Origin of the sequence: Acinetobacter sp. YH12105 (assembly GCF_013419095.1) — a bacterium.
Lineage (GTDB): Bacteria > Pseudomonadota > Gammaproteobacteria > Pseudomonadales > Moraxellaceae > Acinetobacter > Acinetobacter pseudolwoffii.
The window spans coordinates 1-18,643 of sequence record NZ_VPAU01000028.1; the positions used below are offsets into that span (position 1 = coordinate 1).

Below are 18,643 nucleotides of genomic sequence, written 5' to 3' on the forward strand. Positions count from 1 at the left end.
ATCTGTACCGGGCCGTCGACAGCCGGGGCCGCACTGTCGATTTTTATCTCTCCTCCCGTCGTAACAGCAAAGCTGCATACCGGTTTCTGGGTAAAATCCTCAACAACGTGAAGAAGTGGCAGATCCCGCGATTCATCAACACGGATAAAGCGCCCGCCTATGGTCGCGCGCTTGCTCTGCTCAAACGCGAAGGCCGGTGCCCGTCTGACGTTGAACACCGACAGATTAAGTACCGGAACAACGTGATTGAATGCGATCATGGCAAACTGAAACGGATAATCGGCGCCACGCTGGGATTTAAATCCATGAAGACGGCTTACGCCACCATCAAAGGTATTGAGGTGATGCGTGCACTACGCAAAGGCCAGGCCTCAGCATTTTATTATGGTGATCCCCTGGGCGAAATGCGCCTGGTAAGCAGAGTTTTTGAAATGTAAGGCCTTTGAATAAGACAAAAGGCTGCCTCATCGCTAACTTTGCAACAGTGCCGATGAATGTCAGTAGATTCTTCAATTTCCTGAACATTCATTTCCCCATCGACCAGGACACATAAGATTTTCAGACGATCAGGATTGGCCAAAACTTTTAGGCATTGGCTGACGAAATCGACTTGAGAAAAATCAATTTTGGCATTTTCAGCAATCATATCCATAAATGTCCTCACAACTTTTGATGTAGCCCGTGCAGTTTACATAATTTACCATAAAACTGCTTGATTAATATTTTTTATTATATAATATAAAAAAGTATATTGTATAGGGATTAATTCATCATGCATGACTTCCTCATCGCATTTATTGGCGGCTTAATGCTCGGGCTTTCCGTAGTTGGTTATCTTTACGTCAATGGCCGTATTGCAGGAATCAGTGGTTTGATTGGGCAAGTATTAAACTCAAAAACCATGTTTAAAACGCCTGCAATCTGGTTTTTATTAGGCTTGATCCTCACACCGTTTATTTATGGTCTGTTTGTACAACCTGAAATCGAATTGAATGCCAGCCCACTGATGATGATTGTGGCAGGTCTGCTAGTGGGCTTTGGGACACGCTTAGGTTCGGGCTGTACCAGTGGTCACGGAATTTGTGGCATCAGTCGCCTGTCTAAGCGTTCTATCATCGCGACCATGACTTTCATGTTTGCAGGTTTTGTCGCTGTTTATATTATCCGTCATATCACAGGAGCATTCTAAAATGAAAAATGTGTTTGCCTTTTTATTTGGTACGCTGTTCTCTGTGGGATTGATGGTATCAGGCATGTCCAATCCGGAAAAAGTACTCGATTTCCTGGATCTGTTTGGCGATTGGGATGCCAGTCTGGCCTTTGTCATGATGGGCGCGATTGCGGTGGCTTTTATTCCCTTCCAGAAAGCATTACGTACGGCGCAACCGAAAACAGTATTTAATGACCCTATTGATTTACCTAAAAATAATCAGATAGATAAAAAACTGATCACAGGTGCGGTTTTATTTGGTGCAGGTTGGGGCATTGCCGGCATCTGTCCGGCGCCAAGTTTCACCTTGATCGGTTTGGGCCACTATCAAGTGCTCTATTTTATTGTAGCAATGCTGGTGGGTGTATGGATTCACCGTAAATGGTCAGGAGCTTAACGATGTCAAACTTACCTATAGTAAAAGATTTTTTTCACGAAGATACCAATACCTTCAGTTATGTTGTACGTGATCCTGCAACCAAAGCCTGCGCCATTATTGATAGCGTTCTGGATTACGATCCGGCATCAGCAAGTACCTCAACTATTCATGCCGATAAAATTATTGCCTATATTAAAGAGCAGGGTTTAACGGTCGAGTGGATTCTGGAAACCCATGTCCATGCTGATCATCTGACTGCAGCGCAATACCTCAAAGCTGAGTTAGGTGGCAAGATTGCCATGAGCCAGAAAATTGGTATTGTTCAGCAAACTTTTGGCGCGATTTATCATCTGGATATTAAACAATGGAATGCCCAGCAGCTCTTTGATTATTTATTTGAAGATCATGAGTCGTTCCAAATCGGAACATTGAAAGCCTATAACATTCCAACACCGGGACATACGCCTGCTTGCCTGAGTTATGTGATTGGTGATGCGGTTTTTGTGGGTGATACCCTGTTTATGCCAGATTATGGTACAGCACGTTGTGACTTTCCGCGTGGCAGTGCAGAACAGCTTTATGATTCGGTACAAAGCCTGTTTCAGTTGCCAGAAGATACCCGGGTCTTTTTATGTCATGACTATTTGCCTGAAACACGTGAATCCTATGTGTGTGAATCTGATATACAGACACAAAAGACACAGAATATTCATATTCATCAGGGAATCAGTAAAGCTGAATTTGCTCAGATGCGCAACCAGCGGGATTCAGGACTGAGTATGCCTAAACTGATTCTACCGGCGATTCAGATCAATATGAAAGCAGGGCAGTTTCCTGAGCCAGAACCAAATGGTGTTTCTTACCTCAAGCTTCCTCTTAACTACTTCAAATAAGCCTGTGTCGTGATTCAACAAAAAATTCAACTTTTATTGAATCATTTTTGTGGATAAGGGAGAGGGCGATGTGGGCATTAATACTGGAAGGATTGGCGATTGGTGGCTTGCTGGGTCTAACCGGTTCTGGTGGCGGCATTCTGGCTGTACCGGCACTGATGGCGAGTCAGGGTTGGACGGTAGCTCAGGCTGCGCCGGTAGGCTTGCTGGCAGTCACGCTGTCGGCCTTGGTTGGAACGTTCGAAGGTTTATTCAAGCGTATTGTACGTTATCGCGCTGCGCTCTGGATCGCATTGATCAGTATTCCTTCAGCCCGTTATGGCGTGCATTTGGCTGATATCGTTTCTGCAGTCTGGCTGACGCTGGCTTTCAGTCTGGTCATGCTGATTGTTGCTTACCGGATCTTCTTTAATAAAGTCCATGATCATGGTAATGCACCGTGCAAGGTCAATCAAACCACCGGTCGTCTGATCTGGAATGTGAAAACGGCCTCCTTTCTGGCTGGTATTGGTGTAGTGGCAGGTTTATTAACGGGTCTGCTTGGCGTTGGGGGTGGTTTTGTTATTGTTCCAGCCCTGCGTAAATTCACCGATCTCGATATGCGCAGCATCGTGGCGACCTCTCTCATGATTATTTTCCTGATTGGTGGGGTCAGCATTTCTGCACACGTACTGGAGGGCTTTCAATATCCTGTTTCGGTCACACTGGCCTTTGTCCTGGCCTGTATTGTCGGGATGTTCATTGGACGCAGTCTGATGCATCGGATTGACAGTAACAAGGTACAGAAAATATTTGCCACAACCGTGGTTGGGGTAGCTATGTATTTAATCTATTCAGCGCTCATGGGCTAAAACAGACGATTAAGTACCTAAACTAAAGCGCTTTAATCTCCCTGAGCATCGTTTATGCAATGTGAATATCGTTTTAATGGCCGAGGAAGAATGAAAATGATGAAAACTGCAGAGCAATTGATCCGGAATGCAAAAAGCCGGATTCAGGAAGTCAGCGTAAATGAATTGTTTGAGGCGATGCAAAACCATAAAACCATACTGATTGATGTTCGGGAACCAGATGAATTCCAAGCAGCAGCGATAGACCGGGCGGTGAATTATCCACGTGGTATTTTGGAAATGCGAATTCACCAGCATCCCTTAGCCAGTCATCATTGTGATACCCAGCAGGCACTGGAACATCTTAAAGATCAGCCGATTTATTTGATTTGTGGTACGGGTGGACGTTCAGCACTGGCAACCGATACCTTACAGAATATGGGTTTTACCCAGGTCAAGTCGGTTCAGGGTGGTTACCAGGCCTGGCTGGAACAGGGCTATCCGGTAGAAAAATAAGCTATTGAATATATAAATGAATGCTGATTTCTTTATTTGAGGTGAAGCAATGAAATACAAAGAATTAACCCAGAACATTTCGGGCAGTTTAAGAACTTTAAGTCAGGATTCGCCTGATTTAATGAAAAGTTTTAACCAATTGTCACAGACTGCTATGCGTGATGGCGTGATTGATCCGAAAACCAAGGAGTTAATTGCCTTGGCGATTGGTGTGGCGGCACGTTGTGATGGTTGTATCGGTTTTCATGTTCGAACCTTAGTCAAAATGGGCATGACCCTACGGGAACTGGAAGAAGTTTTAGGCGTTGCCGTCTATATGGGTGGAGGACCTTCATTGATGTATGCCGCAAATGCCCTAGAGGCATTTAAAGAGTTTTCCAGCTGATTGAATCGTTTAGTAAATGGAGGCTGAAATGAGTCAGCACTGGAATGAATTGTATGCCCGGACGCAAGATCTGTATGGCACAGCAGCAAATCTTTTCATTCAGCAAATTTCGGACAAAATCCGAATAGAGGGTAAAACACTGGCAATTGCTGAAGGTGAAGGACGGAATATCTTATACCTGGCTGAGCGGGCAAGACAGCAGGGTTACCCTTTTTCAGCGGAAGTCTGGGATTATTCTGATGTTGCTTTGACGCATCTGTCCAGCAAGGCTGAAGCCCAAGGGATAAAAGTTGAACTTAAACATGTTGATTTAACAGTAGCTCAATGGCCATCGGAGTTTTATCAAAATGTGATCTGTGTATTTGGTCATTTCGATATAGAAACACAAAAACAGGTTTTAGAAGGCATAAGAAAATCCTTGCTCAACGGTGGATGGTTTATTGGTGAGCTATATTCAAAGGAACAGATCGACTATAAAACCGGTGGTCCTTCAAATATCGAATATTTATACGATCCTCGTTGCATTCTAGAAGTCTTCGGACAGGACCACATCCATCACTTTTATGTCGGGGAGCAAGAAAGGCAGGAGGGAAAATTACATTGTGGTAAATGCCATGTTATTCAATTTGCGATACAAGTGAGGAAGTAGAGCATAAGTGAATTTAATACATTTTGCTGACGATAAGGTCCTGCATTCTCATCATCAATATTTTTAGGGGGGATTACCATTACCGTAAAAATTCTCATTAAGACTAGGGAATGTATCTTTTTACTGATCTGTACCTTTTTTAATTTTCCTCTGTTCTTTAATTTAGTACCATCAATATAACTTACGCTGACGAGCTGGATTCACTGAATGAAGTATATGGAAATCAGAGATTTGATTGAGGCTGAATTGAAAAAATACAGTTCTAATCAAATGATTCCATCGGAACGTTACTTGGCATTAAAGTTTAACTGTTCAAGGGAAACAGTGCGTAAGGCTTATGAACAGCTTCGTGCCGAAGATAAAATTTACAAACGGCAAAATCTCGGCTGGTTTGTGAGTAATAAAAAAATTCAATACTATCCAAACTCAATTGAAAATTTTCGTTCTTATATGAAGGCACAGGGTTTTAATGCCAGAACAGAACTGATCTCGACCAGACAGCTGGAGCGATTTGATCACAGTGATGTTTTTAGTGAAGCAACGAGAAGACTCGGCTTTATTGAAATTATCCGTTTACGTTATGCTGATGATGTCCCGGTACTCCTTGAATACAATTATCTGCCTGTTGCGCTATTTCCAGATGTGCTGAATTATGACGTGATTACTTCGGTCCAAGATGTCATTAAAAATCACTTTGATTATGATTATACGAGTAGTCAGTTAAAAATTAAAAATACCGGTGTCTCTCATTTTGAGAGCCAATATTTAGGAATTCCTATAAGCCAAACAGCAACTTACATTGAACGTATTTCAAAATCAAACGATCTGGTGATTGAATATGACATCGAAATCTGGTCTCAGGACAAAATTGAAATGACCCTAGATATTCACGCATAAGCTTATATTTATCTCCAATCCATTCAAATCCTAAAAACTTCTGTGTTTTTAGGATTTTTTATTTTTAAAATAATTTTAATTATTAAGCATTCTATTTTTATATTTAAAAGGCTAAACTTGCCTCCAATTTAATACTGGTATGTACCACTTAATTTTGGGACAAACCTTAAATATTAAATGTATTTGAAAATACTGTGTAGATGTTTGCTTAAATGATGACTCTCCATTACCACATGATGATCTGGCTCAGGGATATTGATAATGACCACAATGACTGATGATTTAGGTCATGGTATGGGCAATGCCTGGGAAAATAAAGACTGGGCACATATTTCTGATCCAGAATTACAAAGCCTGCAGCAGCAGTATTCCTGTTTACAAGGTCATATTCAGATTTTGTGGTGTAGTCCACGGCCATTTTCATCTGCAGTATTGGTTAAAGTAGAGCAGGATCTTGTGAGCAGGGATGAAATAGTCGCGCATCAGTATTTGATTAAGCGCAGCCATTGTTCCTTTCGTCGTGCCCGCGATATTTTACAGGAGCATGCCGTTCTTCAGCATTTAGCTAGCAAAGAAATTCCTGTTGCAGCATTGATTAGCTCAAATCAAGGTCTGACCGCTTTAGAGCTAGGTGACTGGACCTATGAAGTCTATGCAAAAGCAGCCGGCTTAGATCTGTATGCAGATCAGCAATCCTGGAAACCTTTTTTCTATGCTGAACATGCTGCGAAAGCGGGGCAATTACTGGCAAGCTTACATATGGCCATGCAGGATTTTCCTGAGCGGCAAGGCCGATCAGCATCTTATTTATTGTCCAATCAGCAGCTTTTAAACAGTGAAAATATCGTTACAGCCATTCAACGGCGCATTGTAAACAGTCCAGAATTAAGCCGTTACTGTGCCGACAAAAATTTAGATCCTTACTTTTTAGATCAAATCTTACAGGTTCACCAGCGTATTCAGCCTGTATTGCAACAGGCAAGCAGAATTTGGACCCATAACGATTTACACGCTTCTAATCTATTTTGGTCAGCACCGGATGCCAAAGCGGAGATTACTGCCGTAATTGATTTTGGTTTATCTGACCGAAATTCGGCACTTTATGATCTGGCTGTGACGATTGAACGTAATTTCATTGATTGGTTGGAATTAAAGCAGAACCCACATATTCCGATTGATGAAGCCGGTTTAACCGCTTTTCTCCATGCTTATTTTTCCGAGATACATCCACAAGAAGATTTTAGTATTTTGCCAGAACTGCTGAAAATCGTGCATCTGGATTTCGCTTTTTCAGAGCTGGAGTATTTTGTGGGCATTACCCACAACCTCAACCATGCAGATGCGGCTTATTACGACTGGATTATCGGTCATGTGGACTGGTTCTTTGGCGAACAAGGCCAACAATTTACCCAGACTTTAACCCGGCTCATTCAACACGAATTGCACTCTTCTTAGTTGCTCTCTAAACCCGGCATCATCACCCACTTCAAATACATAAGGTTTCGTATGAACAATCGTCAACTCAAACAGAATGTATTAACCCGATCTTTAAATATGATCATTCTGTCGCAGCTTTGTTTAGCCCCGCTGACTTATGCTGAAGACGATGTTCAACAGCTTGACACGATTGTCATTACAGCCGATCAAAGCATCCCTTACTCGAGTGCCAAAGTGAATGTCGAGGGATTTGCTACGGACAGTCTGCAAAAAATACCTGCATCGGTCTCTATCGTGACTGCCGATCTCATTGCTGAACAACATGCTCGCGTGCTGAGCGATGTGGTAAAAAATGATGCAGCCATCGGTGATGGCTATGCTGCAATTGGCTATTATCCAAACTTTGTCTCGCGTGGCTTTGAACTCGATTTGGCATCAAGCTACCTCATTAATGGCAATGTGATTCGTGGTGAACAAAACGTTGCACTTGAAAACAAAGAACGTGTGGAAATTTTAAAAGGCATTTCCGCGATTCAAAGTGGTATGTCGACCCCGGGTGGTGTGGTCAATTATGTCACCAAGCGACCCAAAGATATCCAGGCCCTGACATTCTCTGCCGATCAACACGGCCAGTTTTCAGTGGCAACTGATCTCGGTGGTTTTTTGGGTGATGAGCAGCAATTCGGATATCGCATCAATCTGGTGAATGAGCAGATTGAGTCTTATGTCGATCACGTGGATGGTGAGCGCTATTTAGCGGCATTGGCCTTAGACTGGAAAACATCTGAGCAATCTAAATTGGAATTTGATCTTGAAGCACAGCGTTCCGAACAAAAATCAGTGCCAGGCTATCAATTACTGGATGGCAAAGTCCCAGAAAATGTGAAATGGGATCGATTGCTTGGTTACCAGACTTGGGGTAAACCGGTCACGATCGATAGTCTGAATACTGGTTTAAAATATAGTTATGCCTTGAATGATGACTGGAACTTGGGACTTGTTGCAGCGCACAGTAAATCCAAGGTTGATGATTATTCAACATTTGCTTGGGGATGCTATGCCACGGTATGTGAATATAATGGCTTAGGCAACACCTTTGACGCTAATGGCAATTATGATATTTATGATTATCGCAACCCAGATGACACCTTTAAGACCAATCAATTTAAAGTCAAATTGGATGGGGTGATTGATACCAACTGGGCACAACATTATCTAAATTTTGATATTACGCAAACCAATAAATCTCGTGATCGATATCCTGGATTAAATAGAAACATATATACACATTTATACGAGAACCCAGAGGACATAGATATTGCAGGTAATATTTATGAGGATCCACTACAAGTAGAACAACAATTAGGTGATGTCGGTCCCTATTTTAAAGCTTTAGATAGTGAACAGACTGCTTTTACGGTTTTAGATCGTATTGAGTGGAATGAGAAATGGTCTACTTTGATTGGTGGAAAATGGATCGAGCTTGATGAACAAGCACATGCTTATGATGCAGAGGGTAAGCAGGTAATAAAAGTTCGTGATACGGATTTAGGCAAATTTTTACCACAGTTTGCAGTGAGTTATAGCCCGGTAGAGTCAACAACTCTGTATGCCTCTTATGCCAAAGGTTTGTCAGATGGAAAGACAGCGCCTTGGTTTGCAGAGAATGCTGCTGAAACTCTAGCGCCGATCTATTCAGAGCAATATGAAATTGGCCTAAAACAACAGATCAAGCAGTTTTTATTGACTGCCTCGCTATTTGATTTACGCCAAGACAACCAATATAGCAAGCCGATTTCAGGACTTCGCTATTTTGTTGCGGAAGGCGAACAACATAGTCAGGGTCTGGAGCTCGGACTGAATGGTGCATTAACCGATCATCTGGCCTTAACTTCATCTTTAGCCTTGACTAAAGCCCGTTTAGAAAATGTAGAAGCGGTTGAATATGGCAATCATCAGGCGCAAAACGTGCCAAAAGTTCGTTTCGCAACACATCTTCGCTATAACGTACCGAGCATTGCAGGTTTCACTGTTCTGGCAGGTGGTCAATACAGTTCCAGCAAATATGCTAACAAAGAGGGTGCTGCGAAAGTCGCAGGTTATAGTGTGGTTGATTTAGGCGCTGCTTATCAATTTAAGCTAAATACGACCGATGCATTGCTACGCTTGAATATTAATAATCTGTTCAACAAGAAATACTGGCGTGATGCAGGTGAATTTTTGGGTGACGATTATTTATTCTTGGGTTCGCCGCGTACAGCAACCTTGTCATTCAATCTGAACTTCTAAATTGGCTGCTTAATCAGGTTATATTGCTATGGAAAATATAGAAATTGCAGCGTTCATTTTAAATGTTTTAGGTGTCTGGTTGACGTCTAAACAATATAAAGCCTGCTGGGTAGTGAATATTGTCGCTGTATTTCTGTATATCATTATTTTTTATCGTGTCAATTTATTTGCAGACGCAGCATTACAAGCCGTATTTATCTTGATGCAACTCTATGGCTGGTATAGCTGGTCGAAGAAAGATCAAGACCAGGATCTGACTGTACAGATTGGCTATTTGAATAAAAAAATCTGGGTATATAGCCTGATTGTGGGTATTGTCGCTGGTCTGGTGATTGGTGCCTTATTTGCTCATTTCACCGCAGCGTCACTACCTTGGTTGGACTCCATGTTAGCCTCTTTTAGCTTGGTGGCAAGTTATTGGGCGGCAAAAAAATATATTGAAAGCTGGGGCTTGTGGTGTGTTCTAGATGTGATTTATGTCGGTATGTACACCCATAAATCATTGTATTTAACAGCCGTACTCTATTTTCTCTTTATTCTTCTTGCACTGAATGGCTGGAGAATGTGGCGAAATCTTTATAGAGTGAAATTATCTTGAAATGACACTATTGCAAATAGAAATTTGAGGTGATGCTCTTTCCTTTAAAAAAAGTGTTTATAGACTAAAAACTTTATTTGAATTGGCCGCAGCTTGAAGATGTTGCTGATATTTTGTGAAAGCTAGCTACCATACATTCAAAGCGAACCGAAGTTCGCTTTGAATGTATTTCACTTCTTAAAAGAACCCGGCTGGTTTGGTCGAATAGCTCACTAACAGATTTTTGGTTTGTTGATAATGATCCAGCATCATTCTGTGATTCTCACGACCAATGCCGGATTTTTTATAGCCACCGAAAGCCGCATGCGCAGGGTAGATGTGATAACAGTTGGTCCAGACCCGACCGGCCTGAATGGCACGGCCAGCACGGTAGGAAGTATGCGCTGAGCGTGACCAGACCCCGGCACCGAGTCCGTAAATCGTATCGTTGGCGATCTTGATCGCATCATCAAAGTCTTTAAAGGTGGTCACAGCCAATACAGGCCCGAAGATTTCATCCTGGAAGGTCTTCATGTCATTGGTGCCTTTAAAGATAGTCGGCTCAATATAGAAACCTTGACCCACTTCCTGACGTGCTTCACCACCAGTCAGGATCTGTGCGCCTTCTTCACGACCAGTGGCAATACAGCCCAGAATCTTGTCCTGCTGTTCCTGTGAGGCTTGCGCGCCAATCATGGTGTCAGTATCCAGCGGATGCCCGGTTTTAATCCGTTTCACCCGTTCAACGGCACGCGCCAGAAATTCGTCAGCAATACTTTCCTGGATCAGCGCACGCGATGGACAGGTGCAGATTTCACCCTGGTTCAGGGCAAACATGGCAAAACCTTCCAGCGCTTTGTCCAGATAATCGTCTTCCTGATCCATGATGTCGGCAAAGAACAGATTCGGTGATTTACCCCCCAGTTCCAGCGTCACCGGAATAATATTTTCGGTGGCATATTGCATGATCATCTGACCGACGGCGGTGGAACCGGTAAAGGCAATCTTGGCAATGCGTGGGTTGGTGGCTAGCGGGCGACCGACTTCAACCCCATAACCATTGACGATATTCAGGACACCCGGTGGCAAAATATCCTGAATCAGTTCAGCCAGCACCAGAATGCTGACCGGAGTCTGTTCTGCAGGTTTCAACACAATGCAGTTGCCCGCAGCCAGGGCAGGTGCCAGTTTCCAGACAGCCATCAGAATCGGAAAGTTCCACGGGATAATCTGACCCACGACGCCCAACGGCTCATGAAAATGATAAGCAATCGTATCTTCATCAATTTCGGAAATGCCGCCTTCCTGCGCACGAATACAGCCGGCAAAATAACGGAAATGGTCAATAGCCAGCGGAATATCGGCAGCCAGCGTTTCACGGATCGGTTTGCCATTGTCCCAGGTTTCTGCCACAGCCAGAAGTTCCAGATTTTGTTCCAGACGATCGGCAATTTTCAACAGAATATTGGAGCGGGTGGTCGGCGATGCTCTGTTCCATTGTTCTTTGGCTTTGTGCGCTGCATCCAGGGCCAATTCAATGTCTTCTACAGAAGAACGCGGAACCTTGGTAAAGACTTTGCCATCTACCGGAGAGATGTTGTCAAAGTATTCACCTTTGACCGGAGCGACCCATTCGCCGCCAATAAAATTCTCGTATTGTGCTTTAAAATGAACTTTTGAACCAGGTTGATTAGGATTGACGTAACGCATATGTATTTCCTTTGCTTATTTTCGTATGGCAAAACCGCTTCTACAGCTTTGGTATAAGGTACTTCTGCATCTTATTTGATTAATATAACTGGTATAAGGTTGGAAAAAGGTTGGAGCTAGCATGTTCACGATATTTTCATCCATTTTAAAAAAATAACGATTACAGCGGATGTAAATCATGAATTGTTGTGAGAATAAGGAATGATGACAAAACAAGATTTGATGGAAAAAAGGCACAATACTGATCAGCTTCGGCAAAACAGCAGTTTGTCTCCCTTACATGCAGAACAGCTGGGACAGAGTATTGCCAGCTCCTGGCAACGTTCATCCTCGGCTGAAATCCCGAAGAATCGTTTAGCAGCACCGCTGACGGATTTAAAAAAGACCACTTCTTCCTCAACTTTAGCCCAAGCCCTGCAACATTGTGCTCAGGATTTAAAACATATTGCCGAGCAATCTTCTATGGTGCTGGCGGTCGGAGATATCGGCAGTACCATCATTTGGGCAGCTTCTAGCCCACAAATGCAAAGTGCCGCAGAAAGTGTACATTTTATTGAAGGTGGGCAATGGCGCGAAGAGCTGGTCGGAACCAATGCACTGGCACTCTCCTTAAAAACGCAACAATCCACCTGTGTCTTTTCCAGTGAACATTACATGTCCTCCATTCATGACTGGGTTTGTTATGCTGCACCGATTATCGATCCCTATTCAAAACAGATCTTAGGTGTCATTGATCTATCTACCACTTGGCAGAAGCATAACAGTTTGGCCCTGTTGGCTGCTGAGCGTTGCGCCACAATCATTCAATCTGCTTTGTTAGAATGCCAGAAGCAACGCCTGTTCATTCGGGCTTTTTCAGTACCCCAAATACTGTTTAATGGCAAGATGCTGGTTCTGACCCCTCGCCAGATTGAAATTTTGACCATTTTGGCCTTATGCCCGCAAGGCTTGAGTCTGGATACCTTGCATCAGGCCTTATATGGTGAACGCAAAGTTAGTATGGGCACCTTAAAAGCAGAAATGTCGCAGTTGCGCGATGTACTGGGGGGCATGTTAGGTTCTAGGCCTTACCGATTATTGGTACATGTAGAGGCCGATTTTTTACTTACCGAACAGTCTCTGGATGCTGGATATATTAATTCTGCCCTAAAATTATGTACTGGCGTATTTCTGGCTAAAACGGAAAGTCCATTTTTATGTGCCTGGCGAGATTGTCTGGAATCACGTCTAAGTAATGCCATTTTTAAAGCCAATGAAACTGACGTCCTGCTGAAACATGTATCGCATTTCCCTGAAGCGATTGATGCGGTGGAACGCCTGATTGAACTAATGCCCAAAACCCATCCCGTCCATCAAACTCTTTTAAAATATAAAGACCTTTAAAACGAATCCCTTCAGCGGTAGAAGGCTATATAGGAAAATCCTGGAATATTTAGCATCATCCCTATTCACAATAGATTTACTTGTCGATTTCATCTGAATCAGATCCTAAAATTTTATTAATCTGATGATTTTTCAGTGGCTATGCCATTTACTTGGCCGCTTGAGGGGACTCACTTCATCAAAATCAGCTACGATCATCTTCATTTCATATGAAGGACGTACAGTTTATTCCTCAGAGATTAAATATGATATTAAGATCATACGATGGGAAATTTTTTCTGGCTGGAACGAAGTAGAAGAAATTAGGATATTTTTATGCTCTAGGATAAACATGGATATTTTTAGGCTAGGGGACTTATAAAATAATTCCCCTCTATTTTTTATCCTATTATGAAGGTAAAAGCGGTAGCCAAAAGCAATGAATTGCTATTGGCATACTTCTTCAGTAGGCGAAATAAGGCCTGTTAAAGTGTAAGTCAGATGATTGAAAATAAGACTTACAAGGAGGTATTACATTGCCGCTTTAAAAATATCCACGACTTGAGCATGACTGGCCTTACGTGGATTGGTTAACATGCAGGCATCTTTTTGCGCATTTTCTGCCATAGTGGCGAGGTCAGCTTCTTTTACATTCAATTCCGCTAAACCTGATGGAATGCCAATTGACGATGAAAGCTGCCGAATGGCGTTAATCGCTTCATAAGCTGCCTCAGTTACAGTTAAACCTTCTATATTCACCCCCATCAATTGGGCAATTTTGGCATAACGCTCCGGACAGGCAATCAGGTTAAACTCACAGACATGTGGGAGCAAAATCGCATTACAGACCCCGTGTGGCAAGTTATAGAAACCACCAAGCTGATGCGCCATCGCATGCACATAACCTAAAGAGGCATTATTAAAAGCCATGCCTGCAAGATACTGGGCATAGCTCATGGCATCCCGTGCTTCCAGATTATCCCCATTCGCCACTGCGGGACTGAGCCATTCACTGATCATGGTGATCGCCTTTTCTGCACAGGCATCAGTGATGGGATTGGCGGCCGTAGATACATAGGCCTCGACCGCATGTGTCAGAGCATCCATCCCTGTTGCCGCAGTCAGGCCTGCAGGTTTGGCTAACATCAGTTTAGGGTCATCAATCGCAATGAGTGGGGTACAACGCCAATCTACAATCGCCATTTTCACATGGGTATCGGTATTGGTAATGATACAGAAACGTGTCATCTCCGAAGCTGTCCCTGCCGTGGTATTGATTGCAATCAGTGGTGTCATCGGAACGGTACTTTTATCAATCCCTTCATAATCACGGATATGTCCGCCACCTGCAGTGACCAGACCGATGCCTTTGGCACAGTCATGTGATGAACCCCCACCTAACGATACAATAAAATCACAGGCGTTTTCATTATAAGCTGTAACTCCATGATGCACGTTAATATCAGTTGGATTAGGTTCCGCGCCTGGGAAAATATAACTGTCAACACCTGCCTCTTTCAAATAATTTGCAATATCATCTGCAACACCAAATTTAAACAGGCCAGCATCAGTTACAATCAGTGCTTTCTTGGCGCCTAAATTTTGTGCTTTGATCCCGATTTCTTTAGCACAGCCCGGACCAAAAAGTGAAACACAGGGAATATAAAAACCGTTAGTTTGATCTGAAATATTTTTAAAAGCCATGGTGTTATTCCTTCTACCATCCATTGATTATTTTATCGGTGACCCTCACCGTAATATGAGTATTGGATGAAGCTAAAAAGAATCCTACCTACCAAATACCTACCAATTTAAATTTTTGATTCTAGCCAAAATAATGCATTTGAGGTATTTAAAAGGGCACTGTTGCAAATAACCACGAATGGTAAGCTGAAGACTGTTTTAGCTAAAGGTGCAGTATATGAATCCTTTCCATGGTCGGCATTTTCAGGGCGAAATCATTCTTTGGGCTGTGCGCTGGTATTGTAAATATGGCATTAGCTATCGTGAACTGCAGGAAATGCTGGCCGAACGTGGTGTGAATGTTGATCACACGACGATTTATCGTTGGGTTCAACGTTATGCTCCTGAAATAGAAAAACGTTTACGCTGGTATTGGCGTAATCCTACAGGTCTGAGCTCGTGGCATATTGATGAAACCTATGTAAAAGTGAATGGACGATGGTCTTATCTGTATCGTGCAGTCGATCAACGTGGCGATACCATTGATTTTTATCTTTCTTCTAGACGTAATACCAAATCAGCATATTGTTTTCTTGGAAAAATTTTAAATAATGTGAAGAAGTGGCAAATTCCACAAGTGATCAACACGGATAAAGCGCCCACATATGGACGTGCTTTATCACGGTTAAAACGGGAAGGTAAATGTCCACCAGACCTTGAGCACAGGCAGATTAAGTATAAAAATAACGTGATTGAATGTGATCATGGTAAGCTAAAGCGGATCATCAGGGCCACGTTAGGATTCAAATCTATGAAGACGGCTTATGCCACAATTAAAGGTATTGAAGTCATGCGTGCACTACGTAAAGGCCAAGCTTCGTCATTTTATTATGGTCAGCCTCAGGGTGAAGTCTATCTGGTGAATAGAGTTTTCGGTCTCTAAGCACTTTTTAAAGGGAACATCATCGACTCAAATTTCTATTTGCAACAGTGCCCCTCATTCTCAGTGTGTATCAGAAAGAATCTATATGGTATTAGGTACAGATATTTGCACATAACTGGCAATTAAAACAGGATATGTGCAATATTAGGACTTAACGACTTTAGGATTGACTAGATTTTTCTATGCCATAAGGTCATAAAATATCTAAATGTGAGTGATGAATAATGATGTATTCTGAAAATGACAGTCCAGTATATATTGCATCAGTGTTGGGAGAGCGCTTAAAACGCATTCGATTAAATCGAGATATGACACAAGCTGAAGTTGCGAGTAAAGCATGGATCAGTCGAAGAACGGTGTTAAATGCTGAGAAAGGTAATGCGAAACTCTCGGATTTAATTGCAATTCTAGCTGCATTAAACATGATTAATAATTTCAATGTTTTAATACCTGAAGAGTCATTTTCACCTATACAGTTGCTTAAACTAAAAGGCAAAGTTCGCAAAAGAGCATCAGGTAATAACAAGCCACCTGTACTGCAACTGGCAAAACCAAAGTCAGATTGGTGACACACATTTCTGATACGGGACTTATTTAGTATTGAGATCATGTCTGAATGGGCTGACCAAAAGTAAAAATTCGTCTGGGGCTATTTTTGCGATCAAGGTTGGTTGAAGGTCTGTGGTTAGTTAAAATATTATTCATGCATAATGCTATTAATCAGTAGGATGATGCTCCCTCATGACAAATCATATCCAGATTATAGATGGATCATCTTTCAAATCGATCTTCGTAGTAGGCGACTTGCATGGTTCTTATCACTTGCTGATGAGCCATCTCAACGCTATCGATTTTGACTTTGATAAAGATTTGTTGATATGCACGGGTGACCTGGTTGATAAAGGCAAAGAAAATTTAGAATGTTTTTCATTGATTAAAAAACCATGGTTTCGAACCGTTCGTGGCAATCACGAAGAAATGTGTATTAAAAGTCTATTTGATTCAAAGCTTAGACATTTACATGAAAGAAATGGTGGTGAGTGGTTCTATCAGTTGTCATCACATCAGCAGCATAAAATTATCAAAAGCTTTGAAGATTTACCAATCGTTATCGAGCTTGAACTTCTAGATAAACGAATAGGAGTAGTTCATGCAGATATTGATATTCATGAATGGGGCGCTTTTAAAGCAGATATCATGCAAGGTGATTACAGGATTTCAGGAATGGTTTCAGCTTACACAAATGCACTATGGGGGCGTGGAAGAGTAAAGAACTATTCAGATAATTATGATGTTGTAGAGAACATAGATGCTATCTATTTGGGACATACGATCGTCAAGGAAATGACCCGGTTAGATAATTGCTATTACATTGATGTGGGTTCATCCTTTACTCAAAAGCTTTGTATAACAAAAATTAAGTGAATATTTTGCAAGACTGAATAGCTACTGATTTTATAGACACCTTTTAGTTAGATTTGGACTGCCACCACTCTCAGCTGTAACTAAGGGGGGTGAATCTCTACACCTATAAGTCTCAATTTTAAAAAAATTAAGGTTTTTCTATTAAAAACACAAATTTTCCGACTATTGGATTCATTTTTTATTTTTATAAGATATTGATTTTAAAATAAATAAATAATTATAGAGATTTTATTTATGGGGGGTAAACAAAAACTTACACCAAAAAATCTATCTAGAACTTTACTGTTTAGGTTTAAATTATTGATTTTAATAATTAAAAAATTATATTGAATTGGGTTTTTGAACAAAAAAATAATAGTCGGAAAATTTGGTTAGTAATGTGTGTTCTAACAAACCAATTTCGAATAAGAGATTTTATGTTAAATCTATGATCAAAAGGCCCATGAATAGGGCCTTTCATATAACGTGTATTGTGTTAATTGTAGGAATTCTTAAAGAATGCATAAGTTCAAATTGTTGTTTCAGTTATGTTCATTCTTTTATTTTAATGCCAATTAGATATGGGACAGGAGCTGGACTATTTTCCTCATAGTAATCAATACTAAAAACCACACAATAAGATTGCCCAATACGCATATTAGCTAAAATTAATTTTATTCTTTTTAAATCATCTCCCCAAAGAAGAAATGACAGGTATTGAGAAAGAGAAAGGTTTTTTCTGAAAGAAACAGTCTTTCCATCAGGTAGAAGGATATGAAAAAAAGGTATGGTTACTCTATGGCTTTTTTCGAATATTGTATCTCCCACATACACACCACATAGTGTATCAGTCCTTGAATTAAGACTTTTTTTATCGTGATACATATTTGGGACAAAAACTATCAAAATACAAATTAGAACTATTGATAGATATCGGATCCAAAACTTATTCATTCTTAAATTATTTATTTTTAATATTTTTTTATAACATAATTCAGATAATAGAGTAAGAAATCATTAATTTTTTAATTATAGATTTATTAAAATCACCATTTAATATAATGGCTGTTATGCGAAATATTAGTCATGACTAAGGAATGACTCTTCTAGTTTGGTAAAAGCTGGAGCGTTTTTAGCCACTCTTGTACGTATATGCTCACATTAATTCCGGTCCTTTGCGCCTATACGACCTGGCTGCAGTTTCCTATGATGGATACATAGAGAGCAGGATGCTCCAGAGAAGAATAATAAGAGATAGGCACAAGGAAAGTAAGGTACGACAGGAGTTATACCGAGCGAACCAATACAAAAAACCCCGGCAGGATGCCGGGGTTTTTTATTATTTAAAATTATGTTATTCACCAATTAAAATGTCTATGCGATAAACCATTTAAAATGTCCTGTTTTTAACCACAAGAGTCAAGCACAGGATTTAAATTTCTTTGTCCAATAACAGCTTTCTGAGCTTTACGGCTCGGC

The 18,643-nt window shown here is 41.3% G+C and carries 18 protein-coding genes and 2 pseudogenes; 16 read left to right on the plus strand and 4 right to left on the minus strand.

Translation table 11 applies throughout. The features are described 5' to 3' along the window. Nucleotides 1-437, plus strand: a pseudogene (locus FTU44_RS14275) (IS6-like element IS26 family transposase); the annotation flags it as partial. Between the two features lie 50 nt (nucleotides 438-487). Here FTU44_RS14275 and FTU44_RS14280 read toward each other — a convergent pair. Continuing rightward, nucleotides 488-652 (minus strand): annotated as a pseudogene (locus FTU44_RS14280) (transcriptional regulator); the annotation flags it as partial. 120 nt (nucleotides 653-772) lie between these two features. Between FTU44_RS14280 and FTU44_RS14285 the strand changes: the two are divergent. The 11 genes from FTU44_RS14285 to pnuC all read left to right on the plus strand — a co-directional run bounded on the left by FTU44_RS14285 (nucleotide 773) and on the right by pnuC (nucleotide 10,083). After that, complete coding sequence (locus FTU44_RS14285; RefSeq protein ID WP_016659403.1) at nucleotides 773-1,189, plus strand: YeeE/YedE family protein; 417 nt, start codon at nucleotides 773-775, stop codon at nucleotides 1,187-1,189. Between the two features lies 1 nt (nucleotide 1,190). After that, complete coding sequence (locus FTU44_RS14290; RefSeq protein WP_180051233.1) at nucleotides 1,191-1,607, plus strand: DUF6691 family protein; 417 nt, start codon at nucleotides 1,191-1,193, stop codon at nucleotides 1,605-1,607. Nucleotides 1,608-1,609: 2 nt separating this feature from the next. Beyond that, nucleotides 1,610-2,482 (plus strand): MBL fold metallo-hydrolase, encoded by an 873-nt coding sequence (locus FTU44_RS14295; protein WP_005093746.1) that lies wholly within the window; start codon nucleotides 1,610-1,612, stop codon nucleotides 2,480-2,482. A gap of 68 nt (nucleotides 2,483-2,550) precedes the next feature. Beyond that, nucleotides 2,551-3,333: a sulfite exporter TauE/SafE family protein gene (locus tag FTU44_RS14300; protein WP_005093748.1), complete on the plus strand. Its 783-nt coding sequence runs from the start codon at nucleotides 2,551-2,553 to the stop codon at nucleotides 3,331-3,333. Between the two features lie 99 nt (nucleotides 3,334-3,432). Then, nucleotides 3,433-3,828, plus strand: a complete 396-nt coding sequence (locus FTU44_RS14305) for a rhodanese-like domain-containing protein (protein WP_035337430.1) — start codon at nucleotides 3,433-3,435, stop codon at nucleotides 3,826-3,828. Between the two features lie 49 nt (nucleotides 3,829-3,877). After that, nucleotides 3,878-4,213: a carboxymuconolactone decarboxylase family protein gene (locus FTU44_RS14310; protein ID WP_005093752.1), complete on the plus strand. Its 336-nt coding sequence runs from the start codon at nucleotides 3,878-3,880 to the stop codon at nucleotides 4,211-4,213. A gap of 28 nt (nucleotides 4,214-4,241) precedes the next feature. Then, nucleotides 4,242-4,862, plus strand: coding sequence for a class I SAM-dependent methyltransferase (locus FTU44_RS14315; protein ID WP_180051236.1), 621 nt, complete (start codon nucleotides 4,242-4,244; stop codon nucleotides 4,860-4,862). A 207-nt stretch (nucleotides 4,863-5,069) separates the two neighbouring features. After that, nucleotides 5,070-5,759: a GntR family transcriptional regulator gene (locus FTU44_RS14320; protein WP_005093757.1), complete on the plus strand. Its 690-nt coding sequence runs from the start codon at nucleotides 5,070-5,072 to the stop codon at nucleotides 5,757-5,759. A 261-nt stretch (nucleotides 5,760-6,020) separates the two neighbouring features. Continuing rightward, nucleotides 6,021-7,214, plus strand: a complete 1,194-nt coding sequence (locus tag FTU44_RS14325; protein ID WP_005093759.1) for a phosphotransferase enzyme family protein — start codon at nucleotides 6,021-6,023, stop codon at nucleotides 7,212-7,214. 51 nt (nucleotides 7,215-7,265) lie between these two features. Then, nucleotides 7,266-9,485, plus strand: coding sequence for a TonB-dependent siderophore receptor (locus tag FTU44_RS14330; protein WP_180051239.1), 2,220 nt, complete (start codon nucleotides 7,266-7,268; stop codon nucleotides 9,483-9,485). A 28-nt stretch (nucleotides 9,486-9,513) separates the two neighbouring features. Then, nucleotides 9,514-10,083 (plus strand): nicotinamide riboside transporter PnuC, encoded by a 570-nt coding sequence (gene pnuC / locus FTU44_RS14335; protein WP_103800505.1) that lies wholly within the window; start codon nucleotides 9,514-9,516, stop codon nucleotides 10,081-10,083. Nucleotides 10,084-10,260: 177 nt separating this feature from the next. On the opposite strand, the gene FTU44_RS14340 is transcribed toward pnuC, so the two are convergent. After that, nucleotides 10,261-11,772 carry an aldehyde dehydrogenase family protein gene (locus FTU44_RS14340; protein WP_159516849.1) on the minus strand — a complete coding sequence of 504 codons (1,512 nt, stop codon included), beginning with the start codon at nucleotides 11,770-11,772 and terminating at the stop codon, nucleotides 10,261-10,263. A 201-nt stretch (nucleotides 11,773-11,973) separates the two neighbouring features. Between FTU44_RS14340 and FTU44_RS14345 the strand changes: the two genes are divergently transcribed. Beyond that, a complete protein-coding gene (locus FTU44_RS14345) occupies nucleotides 11,974-13,155 on the plus strand; it encodes a transcriptional regulator (RefSeq protein WP_159516848.1) in 1,182 nt (393 codons plus the stop codon). 510 nt (nucleotides 13,156-13,665) lie between these two features. On the opposite strand, the gene FTU44_RS14350 is transcribed toward FTU44_RS14345, so the two are convergent. Continuing rightward, complete coding sequence (locus tag FTU44_RS14350; protein ID WP_159516847.1) at nucleotides 13,666-14,838, minus strand: iron-containing alcohol dehydrogenase; 1,173 nt, start codon at nucleotides 14,836-14,838, stop codon at nucleotides 13,666-13,668. 217 nt (nucleotides 14,839-15,055) lie between these two features. On the opposite strand from FTU44_RS14350, the gene FTU44_RS14355 reads away from it, so the two are divergent. The 3 genes from FTU44_RS14355 (at nucleotide 15,056) to FTU44_RS14365 (ending at nucleotide 17,185) form a co-directional block, all read left to right on the plus strand. Beyond that, a complete protein-coding gene (locus tag FTU44_RS14355) occupies nucleotides 15,056-15,760 on the plus strand; it encodes an IS6-like element IS1006 family transposase (RefSeq protein WP_001067786.1) in 705 nt (234 codons plus the stop codon). Between the two features lie 224 nt (nucleotides 15,761-15,984). After that, nucleotides 15,985-16,329, plus strand: coding sequence for a helix-turn-helix transcriptional regulator (locus FTU44_RS14360; protein WP_005102094.1), 345 nt, complete (start codon nucleotides 15,985-15,987; stop codon nucleotides 16,327-16,329). Nucleotides 16,330-16,501: 172 nt separating this feature from the next. Beyond that, entirely contained in the window at nucleotides 16,502-17,185 is a 684-nt protein-coding gene (locus FTU44_RS14365; RefSeq protein ID WP_101235089.1) for a metallophosphoesterase, read from the plus strand. A gap of 531 nt (nucleotides 17,186-17,716) precedes the next feature. Here FTU44_RS14365 and FTU44_RS14370 read toward each other — a convergent pair. Beyond that, the gene (locus FTU44_RS14370) at nucleotides 17,717-17,992 is read right to left on the minus strand and encodes a hypothetical protein (RefSeq protein ID WP_180000732.1); all 276 of its coding nucleotides are present in this window, start codon (nucleotides 17,990-17,992) and stop codon (nucleotides 17,717-17,719) included. Nucleotides 17,993-18,643 lie beyond the last annotated feature (651 nt).